The organism is Bradyrhizobium sp. Unk1 (assembly GCF_059512345.1).
Map to the genome: position 1 here is coordinate 54623 of NZ_JCAMOP010000046.1, position 12691 is coordinate 67313.

The window sequence follows — 12691 nt, forward strand, 5'->3', positions numbered from 1 at the left end:
ACCGCCAAAATGGCTTCTGCGCACTATGATCGCTTCCTCGACCACCGGCGCAAACGCCATGGCCGAGCCTTCCTGAGCTCTGGTTCCGGCACGTTCCACAATGTGACCGTCGCAGTCTAGCAGTTGCGCAGTGACATCGCGGGAAGCGGATGCCTCTCATGTCCGGCGCCCCATAAGGACGGACGATTGCGGCCGCGCGGTGCGGCGAAGCACTCCCACTCCTTCCCAGCCCGGCACGCTCTGAATGATCCGACCGCAGCTGGTTCGACCCATAGCACGCCAACTGCGAGGCATGCTCGCCCGGGTACGTTTAGCACGAACGGCAAGGTGCTGGACGTCCGGTCTAACTGTGCGCGGAGCCGAGTCGTGTCGGATCCGAGATCGCCATCACTTAACTGGCCAATGTTGAGGGCAGGACCACGCTGACCGCTGAGGAGCACCCTATCGGCACCGTGCCATCTCCAAGCTCGCGACATCCTCCGCGTGGTCCGCTCATAGACTCTCAAACAGAGGCCCAAGCCGAAGCCCGACTATCGGGTGGAACCGGTCGACCAAGGACTGCCTTAAGCAGGGTTCAAATCAATAGCAGCCGCTCATGCATTCTCCACGCTTGCGAGATCCTTGGAGCCGGGTTTTTCGTATCGTCGCGCTGATCGAGCATAAGGTTTCCAGGAGCGAACCGAGTTTGCGGCTCATCCCCTGCGGTGACCGCCCGGCATCACTGCCCCTGATCGCTGTCGTAATCGTGGCCCACGTGCTCTTGAGCGACAAACCTTGGTGTATATTTATACACTTCAGGCTAAACAGTCGCATACCACGGCATAATTGAGCTACGCTGAGCTTGGGCTTCAACTGGGCTCAGATTTTCGGCGAATGTCCTTGCCGTGATCGAACCGGCGGTTGTCCTCTCTTCCGCCGATGGCAGTCCGCGCGATGCGTCAGCGTCGCTCCTCCCAGACTTTCGCCCGGCCCGCTAAAGCGCGGGGCCGGGCTTTTTTGTGTTCCCAAGGCTCCATGGATTATCGAGTGCGCAAATGACCGCAAGAGGATCAGCTTTGTCGAGAATAGACCCAAGCCCGCATCAACGGCCTCGCGGATCGAATGCAGCGCGCAGTTGGCGGGCGGCAGCGACCATGTTCGCTAGCGCCGGCCGAACCTCCTCCCATTTGCGCGTCTTCAGGCCGCAGTCCGGATTGACCCAGAGCTGCGAATCCTGCAGCCGGGCCCGAGCCAACGCCATCAGCTCCGTCATTTCGCCCGTCTCGGGAACGCGTGGAGAGTGGATGTCGTAGACGCCCGGCCCGATCTGATTTGGATATTCGTAGTTCCTGAACGCGTCGAGTAGTTCCATTTTCGAGCGCGACGTCTCGATCGAAATGACATCTGCGTCCATTGCAGCGATCGCACCGATGATGTCGTTGAACTCCGAGTAGCACATATGTGTATGAATTTGCGTTTCATCGGCGACGCCCGATGAGCAGATGCGGAAGCAATCCACGGCCCAGTCGAGATAGGCCGTCCACTCCGATCGACGCAACGGCATTCCTTCGCGCAGTGCGGCTTCGTCGATCTGGATCATGGTCGCACCAGCATTCTCGAGATCGCGGACTTCGTCTCGGATCGCGAGCGCAATCTGGCGGCAGACCTCGCTTCTGGGAACATCATCGCGAACAAAGGACCAGTTCAAGATCGTCACCGGTCCGGTCAACATCGCCTTCATCGGCTTCCTCGTTAGTGATTGCGCGTAGCGCCACCAGTCCACGGTGATAGGCTTCGACCGCACTACATCGCCAAACAGGATCGGTGGCCTGACGCAGCGCGAGCCGTAGGACTGCACCCATCCGTTCCTGGTAAATGCGAAGCCGGCGAGCTGCTCGCCGAAGTACTGCACCATGTCATTGCGCTCGAACTCGCCGTGCACGAGGACGTCGAGACCGATGTCCTCCTGCCAACGTACGGCGCGCGCAGTCTCGTCCTTGAGGAACCTGTCGTATTGCTCGTCACTTATCGCGCCTCGCGCATGCGCCGCACGAGCATTCCGGACCTCTGTGGTCTGCGGAAACGATCCGATCGTCGTGGTAGGAAAAGCCGGTAGTCCGAAACGATTGCTTTGGATCTCGGTACGGCGGGGAAATGGGCTCGCGCGCCGACGCGTGGTCTGATCGATCGCTTTCATCCGGACAGCGACATTGGCATCACGGATTTTCGGCGAAGTTCGGCGGATAGTCGCGGCACATTCCGACTCGGCAAGAGCTAGCGCAACATTCTGGTTGCCTGCGAGTGCCCGCGCCAGGATCGCGAGCTCCCGCATCTTCTGGACTGCGAAAGCAAGCCAGCTCTTGACGTCGGAAGCGAGCCCGGTTTCGAGTTCAACATCGACCGGCACATGAAGCAGCGAGCAGGATGGGGCAATCTGTACACGATCCTTGCCGAGCTTCGCAATCGCGGGTCCGAGCCGCTGGCGCAGCGAGGACAAATTCGACCGCCATACATTCCGGCCGTCGACGACACCGAGCGACATGACGAGATCACTTCGGCCGCCAGCGATGACCTGGTCCAACAACTGTGGCGCCCGAACGAGATCGAGGTGCAGTCCGGCAACTGGCAGGCTCAAGGCGGTGTCCAGATTGGCCCCGAGGTCGCCGAAATAGCTGGCAACTAAGATGTTGATGGCTGGCCCCTCCTTTTCGAGCCGGTCATAGGCATGTCGCAAAGATTGTCGCGCCCTCTCATCCAGATCAAGAACCAGGCAGGGCTCGTCGAACTGAACCCAATTTGCCCCACGTTGGGCCAATTCCTGCAGAACCTCGATATAGGCCGGTATCAGTTCATCCAGTAGTGAGAGTGGCTGGAACGCAGGATCGGGACTCTTGCCGAGCTTTAGGAATGTGACAGGCCCGATCAGGACAGGGCGGGTCTGAAAGCCAAGGGCCTTGGCTTCCTCATACTCCTCGATCGGCTTGCGAGAGCATAGCCTGAAAGTCTGTCCCCTGTGAAATTCGGGGACCATGTAATGGTAGTTGGTGTCGAACCACTTGGTCATCTCCTGCGCAGGTGCGCCAAAACCCCGCGGTCCGTGACCGCAACTCGCATCCTGATCGTCGCATTCTGATCCGCGGGCCATGGCGAAGTACGTCTTGAGCGAAACGGATTCGCCTTTCGAGGCGTAGATCTCCGGGATGGCGCCAACCATGACACTTGTGTCGAGCACCTGATCATACAGCGAGAAATCGTTGGATGGAATGACCGTGACGCCGATAGATTTCTGACGAGCCCAATTTGCGGCACGCAGGCCAGCTGCGTCCTCGAGCAACTGCTGTTCGCTGCTTTTTCCGGCCCAGTAGCTTTCTAGAGCGAGTTTGAGCTCGCGCCTTGGACCGATGCGTGGCGTTCCTAGCGTGGCAACCGGAAGGGAGAGAAGAGACATAGCGTTAACCCCAAGTTGGGGGCAGAGGCCGTGGCGGACGCAGGCAGGGAAAGTCGCGCGGTGCGACGGCTGCTTGGCGCACCACCGGGACACCCCGCCCGTGGACGAATATATTGTCGGGGCAGGTCTCCTGGCTCGCGGGTCATCGCTTCTGTCCGGCCTTCCCGAAGCCGCGCAGGCTTCAGTGACATCGTTGGACAGCGGCTTGCCGCTCACAGTTGCGGGGGCAGCGCCGGCATAGTCACCGGCTTCCCTCTTAGCTCCGGATCAAATGGAAACCGGAGAACCTCGACGACTTGGATTATCGGCAAGAGAAGTCTTCCGTCAACCTCTCAGATTATGTCTCAAGCTGATGCTGCGACATCTGCTACGCGAATGACCGTGCATCTCTATCGTTGAGATGATGTAGAAGCGCTCTCCAATCAGCGATACGGAATGACCATCGCAGCTGCCCGCGGGCCGCATGCCAGATCGGTGGAAGGGACAAATGCGGCTTGCGCGGTCGGGACTGCTGCCTCGAGCAGAACGCATCTGTTGCGAGTCCCGGCTTCCCCGCGGTTGCTTGAGCACGTCCACCATCCAGCCACCTTCTCGGCCCACAGGATCCGTGTTGGTAGGCCCAAGCTGGCAAAGCCAGTAACAATACCCGGCCAGCACGTTGATTTGCGGTCCAGCCAGACTCCAAATGCTCGGCGGTGAAGATCGGCTTCGCCTCGTTGGCCATCGAGTGCAAAGCGAACCTGACTGAGGCTGTTCTCGACTTCCGGAGCGCCGCATGTCGAAAGGAGCGCCAAACGCACCATGGCCCATTGGCCGCAAATGCCCAAACGCATGGCAGAGATCGAAAGGCACATTCTGGCAACGATACCGAATCAAACGGTTCAATGGCGGCAAACGTGCTCCCAATTCTCATCAGAAACTTGGCACTGAGGCGTTCCGCTGCGCCGTCGAATATCCGGTGCGTGACGAGGATGCATAAGCCGCGCTGGATAGCGCTGAACGGAAACATCCAGACGTGGGCCAGTCGGAAAGTCGACAAAGAGGACACAAAAGCGGTTCGAATTGCCGTCTATTACCTGGCACGAAGAATGCAAGTCTTCGGCATGCCCAGTCTCCTCCTGCTGGGCATGTCCAGCACAGCAAATTGAGGCTGTCGCCGGCAGCGAAGTTAGCGGCGCGTGACATTGAGGGGAGCGCCTGCTCGCACGGGACACCATCGGTCTCCCCGTTGCGTCGCCGCTAACTTCTTGCGCTCGCGCATAACAGGTTGAAGGTTGCCCGCTTTGGAATGACGTGTGGATGAAACCAGATAGGCCGACAGTTATGAGGAAAATGTTTGGAAGACGCGCGTTATGGTTTTGTCTCGGTCAATCCCTGATCTGCCTGGCCGGGCTGGCTCCGACGAGCAACAGTGTTCGCGCCAACGAGAGCCCCCTTATCGAAAGATTCAAGTCAACGTGGCGAGCGCAAGACGGCGAGACAATAGAACAAATTATCTCCAACGTCTCGAAGGTGGCACAGTTTGTCCCTCGAATGTGGGGCGTCGCTGAACTTGACCAAAACGACTATGTTTTCGTTTCGTGGACCAGGCACCGGAATGATACATCAGACGAACAGTACGTTATCACCTGGAAGATCGCGCTCGACGGCACGATTCAACTTGCGTCGACCTATGCAAAGCCGATGGAATTGGGCTGGCGCGCCCTGGCGCTCTCGTTGATCGCCAGTGAAGTCAAGGATGGCAAAAGGGACGCAAATCTTCGCTTTCTGCATGATCCGAGCAACTTCAACTTTGTGACGACTACGCAAGGCCAGCTCGGCGATCTTCTGCGGCAGGGCCACTGCACTATCGTTGAACCTGTTGGAGTGGACTACTTGCCGAAGCAGAATGACAAGCCGACCGAGAAAGGTGATCTGTGGCGCGTTTTGCTTTTAGTGAACTGTAATATCCCAGGGCCCCGTTTTTTTACACACAACGGGGTCATCACTTTCGAGAAGAGCGAAGGGCAAGATTGGGAGCCGCAATCCTCCTTTGCCAAGCGTATCGCGGCCTTTCCACCTGGCTCCTGGTTCGCTCGCATGGAGCCAAAGGAACGGGAAGAGTTAGAGGGGAGCGAAGGCCCTCGGTAAAATGGTCGCGCAGAGCAAGATCGCGCCGCAGCTCCTTCCGCCGAACGCCTCAGAGCAACTGCAAGAGATATCAGCTCTACAATGTCCGTGTTTACGCTTTCGCAACAGTCGCGAGCCTTTCCCGCAGCCTTCAGCCCGTCAGGAACAAATCGGGCAGCCCGATTACCTCCGACTCTTTCTGCGAGGCGTCGAGCTCAGCGGCGCGTGCCAGCTGGCGAGATTTGGCCCCCGGCGCACCCGACGCAGTGGGAGGACACCAATCCGCGAGGAACCAGCTTTCCAAGCCACTCTTCAAGGGGCCGGGCCTGGAGATGCATGCCTCGGGCCCAAGCCCATCCGGCGTGCGCGCCGCGCATCGCGCACTGACTGGCACCCCCAAGAGCGTGAGCATGCCGACGCCGAGGCGGCACGCGGATCGAGTGCTTCTACGAAACCCGTTAAGACGGTAATCGGGCAGTGTTAGTGGGCCGGCATGCCTCCTGAGCACCGGCCTCTTTCCGATTGCCCCCGGCGAGGAGCCCCGGAGCCGTGCGCGAGGCATCAAGGACCGAACAGAGTCGGCGCTAGATTTCCTCGCGCGCATTCGTCTGCGCGTCAAAGATCCGGATTTGAAGCATGGGAAAACGCTTCTTTAGTTCTACTCCGCCTGCCCTGGCGCCGTCTCTGGTTGCGAATTCGGCTCTGAGTTGGCCATCCACTTCAAGCGCGTAAGAAGAGACCGGCAATTCCCGGGGGGCTGCAACCATTTCATTCCCATTGTGTAGCGAGGTCGTTGAGAATGATTTGTAGCTTGAGTCGGTTAAACCGCACCAGAACTACCTGCCCGAGTGCCGCGATGGGGCAACCATGTTGTGGATTGAGGCCTCGCACCGAATCGCGATCCTCCCAACACGCGGGCGCCTTACCCGTCGCCCGGTGCCTATACGACGAAGCCACGGAGTTGCCGTTCCAAATTTCCCTGGCGCAACGCACGCCCTTGCGCCGGGCTTGCTGGGTAACTCTCCACATGTGATCGCGGTGAACCGTACTAAGAGAGAGCGGCCGCCAGTCGCGCCGCCTGGGTCATGACAATCCAGTCCTTGTACGAACCCGGCCGCGGCACCACGAACGATTCTGGTGCCGCGCAGACGTGCGAAAAGCCACAATGCGATTGGCATCAACGACCATCCCGGCTGACTCTCCGAAAGAGGGCTCCGGGTTTCGCGCGGTTTGTGCAAACGATACCGGCTCATTATACGCAGCGGGCATTGAGCTGAACTCCGTGGCCGCCTTTGTCCGGATCTCAGAGGAAGCGAGACCAGATTTTTCGAACATCAGTCTTTTCCTGACAAGAATTTGCGGCGAAATGTCATCGCCCTCGCTGAAACCGTCGGCAGCCTTGCCGATGGTGGTTGCCTCAAAGCATAGCCAGGCGCTCCTCCCGGCCTGACTTCCACTCGACCGTCAAGATTCACAGGCGACTTTTGTTCTTCAACCGCGTGAGAAACAGCGTTCCGAGGTTCGGCTTTCTCCCGCATACCGAGTTCGCGGCTGAGCGATGGGGATCTCCTCCTCAGGTCGAGAGGGTGCAGTGCGTGCCCAGAGAGAGACCGGCGAGCTTCGTAGGATACCTCGACACGCACACACCGGAAGAAATCGCTTGAACCTCACCCAGCGTCAGGTCGTAGCTTGGAAATGACGGCCACGCTTTCATAGAGCAAACGTCGAAAGATGTCGGCCGAATAACGGACATAGCGTTTAAGCAGTCGAATGTGGCGGCGCCGGATCGTGCGTGAACATGGATCAAGAGCGAGAGGTTATTGTCGGGATGAAGCACCGCGTAATGATGGTCGCATTGTTCGCTGTCATCACATCTCCGGTCTGCGCGGCGAGGCTCAGCGGCCCTCCGCGCATCCTCGACGGCAATACGATCGAGATCGAGCAAACCAAGCTTCGGCTCTCAGGCATCGAAGCTCCCGAGACTGACCAGATTTGCCTCGACGCCCACGGTCGGAAATGGGCTTGCGGCGTAGCTGCTCGCGACGAGCTGATCAAGCATTCGAACGGACGAACGTGGGATTGTCATACCACAGGAGTTGATGAATACGGCAGGTCACGCGGAAGTTGCTTCATAGAAGGCGAGGACGTGAACGCCTGGATGGTACGCTCCGGCTGGGCATTATCGTCGGGTCCTTCTACCCATACCTACGTTATCTATGAGGTTGTGGCGAGCAAAGCCTATGCGGGGCTGTGGTCGGGGGCGTTCATCGCGCCCTGGGACTGGCGTGACCGCAGCAAGGGGACGATCATCATCGGCGCGAGCTCGGTTCCGATCGACGCTCAGGAACTCCTGCTCGGGTTCGCGCTGCTATCGGACCCGCCCTCGTCCGAGTGTCTGATAAAAGGCACCGTAGACCCCAACGGCGAGCGCATTTATCACCTGCCCGGGCAGCTCAGTTACGAACATATCGACATGACGAAGAAGCCCGGTGAACGCTGGCTCTGCAGCGAAGCGGAAGCCGAAGCCACCGGGTGGCGTAAAGCCGCGCGATGAGGTGAGATGCATGCATGCAGGCCATTCTCCGACCTATCTGACCAAGATCGCGCCTTCGCGCCGCTCGCTGTTGCTGTTCACTATTTCGTCGGTTTGCCTGCGGCTTGGCAACAACATTGTCGATGCGAAGGAAGCAAAAACGCCACCCAAGCCAGATAACCTGATCTCGCCGGAGGCTGCCCTGAAGCGGCTGATGGAAGGGAACGATCGCTATGTCCAGGGCGTATCACGGAGCGACGATTTCAAGCGCGAGCGCCCGATTTTGGTGGATGGGCAAAATCCATATGCCGCGGTTCTGAGCTGCGCCGATTCTCGCGTGGCGCCTGAACTTGTCTTCGGCAGCGGACTTGGTGATCTGTTTGTCTGCCGCCTCGCAGGCAACTTCGCCAACGATGACACGCTCGCCAGTATGGAATATGCGGTGGCCGCGCTGAACACGCCGCTGATCCTGGTACTTGGGCACGATCATTGCGGTGCGATAGAAGCCACGATCAAGTCGATCCACGACGATAAGCCGCCGCCGGGGCACATTTCATCCCTCGTCGCTGCGCTTGCGCCTGCGGCAAAAGCATCTCGCCAGCAAACCGGTGACACGTTCGCCGAAACAACTCGACAAAATGTAATCAATAACGTCAACAAACTCAAATCGACGGGGCCGATTCTGAACGCGGCAGTTGAGCAGAACAGACTGAAGGTCGTCGGCGGCCTGTATCGGCTCGACACCGGCAGGGTCGATTTGCTGAGCTGACGCTGGCACCTTCGCCGGCCGGCTACGTTTGCCGCCTGATGCAGGGCTTCGGTCGAGTTCCACGCAATTCGCTCGTGCATCGGCTGCATCAAATGCACCGAATACAACCCGCTCCACAATTGTCATAGCTTCGGGAAGACCTTTGGTATGCGCGTCCTCTTAATTCTTCTCGTATTCTACGTGCTCATGTTCGCAACGCGAGGCCGGCACCAAGAAACACTCATACCGCGGGCGACACTATTCATGCCTGCACGTTGATGCGCTAGGCCAGCAGAGGTGGTGCAAGCGGCAGATCGCGGTGCGAGGCATGCAGGGTCCGAGCTTTCGGCCTAACGGAACACGCGACAATTCCGGCAGGCTCTCACCCGGGATCCGGTAGGGCCCCCTCTGGTCCTGCTATGATCACCAGGCTGAGCTAGGGCCGAAGATCACATAGAGCAGGATTACGACCACCAGACTGCCCATCCGGCGGATCTCTCCCGCATCTGCCATCAATGGTGAAAAGACGCCGAGCGCCGCCGGCGTCATCCGTCGTGTACCGGCGTCCGGCGGACAAGTCCCCGGCTGGGGTACATATCGCGAGCAAGCGCACTCCGATCTCTCAACGCCGACAACCGTCGCTTCACGTCATTCCATAGGATATACGGCCAGGCAGAACGAGCATACCAAGGCCGGCTCGTCCATATCAGTGATGCCGCTGCACACCTTGATGCCAGCGCCACGCGGAGAAACCTGCGCCCCCCTTTGCACCTAATGGCCTTTCCGAAGGCCCGCCGAAGGAAGGAACCGTTGCGGCGCGGACGATTCCGCCCCGGATGGTTATTTGGCAGATTGGGCTTCGCCATGCGCGCGCAAGCTTCGTACTGACCGGACAATCCACACTCTCTCAGCGAGAGTGATCTGATCGCATCATAAGCGTACGGTGCGTACCGGAGCGACCGTGAGAAGATTTCCAGTTTCGGCGTGCCGGATCACGGCCCTCTCGCCGGACGCGCCCCGACTCGATGCTATCTCAGAGTCCTGTGCAGCACTGATCTCAGCAGCGAGGACTAGCAGCCAATCGTGTCGCTGTTGCTGGCGAGTTGGACAAGCTCAGTCATGATCTGAAGCATCTGGAGCTCGCTGAAGAGAGAGGCGCCGGCCACCAAAAAGGGTGAGTCAGGTCAGGAATCTGCGCGAATCTCTTGCGTTTAGTACGACTAAACAGGAACAGGCGGATCAGTTGCTGGCGAACCTCGAAAACTCAAAGCCTCCTGGAAGCTTTTTGCCCTTCGCTTGCATGATGGGGGCACTCTTGCAGTACATAGGACAGCGACTTGATTGCAATGGCAGCCCCTGACGCCGCACGTTTGTTGAATACCTGCCGTCTAATGTCCGCTTCTAACCAACAGCTCACCCATAGTCGCGAGCACGGTAAATTGCGCTGTTAGTAATGTCAGGAGATCGGAGCGGGCCTGAAACGCCAGCAGGCAAGCCGAGCCCGGCTGGTTCGCGGTCGAGGTCCACTTCAGTCGTTCTCCTTCAGCCGCGTTCGGTTGATGACGTCTTGTGCCTGGAATCAGACACGGGAGGCGCGAGCTTCCTGCCGGCGCGGCACGAGCCACGTGATCTCGCTCGATTCAGACACGGCCTCCAGACCATAATTGATGGCACGTCGATTGCTGGGGACATGGAAAAGAGCAGCAGGCTTTGGCCACCTCGCGGTCGCCAAGTCAGGAATTCACAATTGGTTCGAGCCGGCCGGGCCCAAGTGTGACAAATCGTCCGCTGGACAGGACATGACAAAACGAGCGCTGCCGTCAGCCGTCGAAGACATAGTGCAGCAGAGGCGGATCGATCTCGCTGCCGCATATCGGTTGCTTTGCCGGTTCAGCCTCAATGACAGCATCGACAGCCCTCCGTCAGTCTTCCCGGCCCTCAACACCTTTTCTTTGAGTCAATCGTTCGGGGTGTGGTTTGGACTGACAACCGCCTGTAATCGCATCACAGTCGATATCAACTGCGACAGTTTCGACGATCCCTTCGGACTGCTTATCAATCCGGCCGGCTTCGCCATGCGCGCACAATCCAAATGAATGAAACACGGCATCGATCGGCTCAAGACACCGAGGACAGCTTATGAACGCTCCACCAGAGAAGATCACTTCAGAAACCGACGCTAGGGCTGCGACCTGGGATAATCTGTCGCCGCTACTGGTCGATATCCGCGCGCGTCGAAACGAGTTCGCCCGCGCGCAGAAGATTCCAGACGAGATCATCGAGGGCTTCAAGCGCGTTGGCGTCTATCGGGCTTTGGCCGCCAAGCGATTCGGCGGCGACGAGCGAACGCCGGCCGATTTTTGTCGCCTGATCGAGCGCATTTCCGAAGCCGACGGCTCCGCCGGTTGGGTCGCCAGCTTCGGCGATGGGGCTCGCTACCTCGCTGCTCTTCCGGACGACACGCTTCGCAAAGTATACGCGAATGGACCTGACGTGGTGTTGGCAGGCGCGCTTTTCCCGCTTCAGCCCGCCAGGCGAAGCACCGACGGGTTTGTCGTAAACGGCGTGTGGCCATTCGCCAGCGGCTCACCGGGCGCGGATCTGATAGGCGTTGGCATCACTGTGGAAGACGATCCGACCGGTGGCCTTGCGCGTGTAGCCGTAATGCCGGCCGAGAAGGTGACAATCCGCCCCAATTGGGACGTCATCGGCCTGCAAGGCACCGGCAGCCATGACGTCGTTGTCAACGATGTCATTGTACCGGAGGAATGGACCTTGATCCGCGGCGGTCCGCCGACACTCGACGCGCCGGTCTATCGTTATCCGTCCGTGACTTTCGCTGCGCAGGCGCATGCGATTGTCGGAATCGGTATTGCGCGCTCCGCGCTAGACGAGGTGATCGCCATGGCCGGAAGCCGCGCCTCAATCACTGGAGCGCCCGTGATGGCAGAGCGCGGTTATGTCCAACTGGAGATGGCCAGAGCCGAAGCCATGCTGCGTTCCGCCCGTTCCTTCTTCTATGAGGCCACCGAGGAGCTGTGGAAGGAAGCGCTCAAGGGTACGGTAAACCCGAGCACGGCGACGCTGATGCGGCTCGCCGCGACGAACGCCGCGCGACAGAGCGCTGAGGTCTGCAACATTGCGAGCGGTCTCGCTGGAAGTGCGTCGCTCTATACCACCAGCAATCTGGCGCGCGCCATGTGCGACAGCTTCGTGGTTGCTCAGCACGCAGCTTTAAACGAAGGAACGCTCCAGAGCGCAGGCCGAGTCCTGCTCGGAAGTGCAGCACAGCCGGGATTTCCATGAAGTGTTCATCCACGTTCCGCACGCCCCGCAGCAACGGATTGCCGGACCTGCGATGATTCTGTCTGCAGCTACAGGACCTAGCGGTCCGCCTTGTTTAAAGGCCAAGAGAGAGAGAGAGAGAGAGAGAGAGAGAGAGAGAGAGAGAGAGAGCCTTGCAGTCAGGCGCTTCTCAAAAACACCATTTCATATCCGTGGAGCAGCCTTCCCCGTTGCAAACATAACGAGCGCTCTCATAGGTCTCTACGCCTCCGCCTCGATCATTGTCGTGTCAAGCTCGATCCACTTGCATTTGAGCCCAACGGCTCGCGGTTCAACTCACAAAGCTTGCAAGTCCGACTTTTTTAATGTCGCGCTTCATGCGCCAGCCATTCATTCTCGTGGCGTAGGCGGGCGATCTCCGAAGCCTGGTCCGCCGACATCGGCGTCGCCTGCGTGGGAGCGCAAGCCGTGTGTGATTCTGTTTGCAATATTGGCTCTGACTCATATGTGGAACGTATATGGCCCCCGCCCGATTGCAACGGCCGGCTTGATCAGGATCGACGGTCACAACTGCAGACGTATATCCGGC

General features: G+C 59.1%; 6 protein-coding genes and 1 riboswitch. Of the genes, 5 read left to right on the forward strand and 1 reads right to left on the reverse strand.

Features of this window, described 5'->3' with window-relative positions; genetic code table 11:
- Positions 1-1081: 1081 nt before the first annotated feature.
- A complete protein-coding gene (gene metE / locus AC5ZFO_RS39130; RefSeq protein WP_282525274.1) occupies positions 1082-3427 on the reverse strand; it encodes a 5-methyltetrahydropteroyltriglutamate--homocysteine S-methyltransferase in 2346 nt (781 codons plus the stop codon).
- A 103-nt stretch (positions 3428-3530) separates the two neighbouring features.
- A riboswitch (cobalamin riboswitch) is annotated at positions 3531-3733 on the reverse strand.
- 1017 nt (positions 3734-4750) lie between these two features.
- Here metE and AC5ZFO_RS39135 point away from each other — a divergent pair.
- The 5 genes from AC5ZFO_RS39135 (at position 4751) to AC5ZFO_RS39155 (ending at position 12123) form a co-directional block, all read left to right on the forward strand.
- Positions 4751-5557, forward strand: a complete 807-nt coding sequence (locus AC5ZFO_RS39135; protein ID WP_496123518.1) for a nodulate formation efficiency C protein — start codon at positions 4751-4753, stop codon at positions 5555-5557.
- Positions 5558-7334: 1777 nt separating this feature from the next.
- Complete coding sequence (locus AC5ZFO_RS39140) at positions 7335-8090, forward strand: thermonuclease family protein (protein ID WP_496123520.1); 756 nt, start codon at positions 7335-7337, stop codon at positions 8088-8090.
- Between the two features lie 10 nt (positions 8091-8100).
- Positions 8101-8838 carry a carbonic anhydrase gene (locus tag AC5ZFO_RS39145; protein WP_282525276.1) on the forward strand — a complete coding sequence of 246 codons (738 nt, stop codon included), beginning with the start codon at positions 8101-8103 and terminating at the stop codon, positions 8836-8838.
- Between the two features lie 1778 nt (positions 8839-10616).
- Positions 10617-10913 carry a hypothetical protein gene (locus AC5ZFO_RS39150; RefSeq protein ID WP_496123519.1) on the forward strand — a complete coding sequence of 99 codons (297 nt, stop codon included), beginning with the start codon at positions 10617-10619 and terminating at the stop codon, positions 10911-10913.
- A gap of 43 nt (positions 10914-10956) precedes the next feature.
- On the forward strand, positions 10957-12123 hold the full coding sequence (locus AC5ZFO_RS39155) for an acyl-CoA dehydrogenase family protein (RefSeq protein ID WP_282525278.1): 1167 nt from the start codon (positions 10957-10959) through the stop codon (positions 12121-12123).
- Positions 12124-12691 lie beyond the last annotated feature (568 nt).

Excerpts from the sequence above, each read along its gene's own strand:
- AC5ZFO_RS39140 (WP_496123520.1), top strand. The coding sequence starts at position 7,335 with ATGGATCAAGAGCGAGAGGTTATTGTCGGGATGAAGCACCGCGTAATG.
- AC5ZFO_RS39155 (WP_282525278.1), top strand. The coding sequence starts at position 10,957 with ATGAACGCTCCACCAGAGAAGATCACTTCAGAAACCGACGCTAGGGCT.
- metE (WP_282525274.1), bottom strand. The coding sequence starts at position 3,427 with ATGTCTCTTCTCTCCCTTCCGGTTGCCACGCTAGGAACGCCACGCATC.
- AC5ZFO_RS39150 (WP_496123519.1), top strand. The coding sequence starts at position 10,617 with ATGACAAAACGAGCGCTGCCGTCAGCCGTCGAAGACATAGTGCAGCAG.
- AC5ZFO_RS39135 (WP_496123518.1), top strand. The coding sequence starts at position 4,751 with ATGAGGAAAATGTTTGGAAGACGCGCGTTATGGTTTTGTCTCGGTCAA.
- AC5ZFO_RS39145 (WP_282525276.1), top strand. The coding sequence starts at position 8,101 with ATGCATGCAGGCCATTCTCCGACCTATCTGACCAAGATCGCGCCTTCG.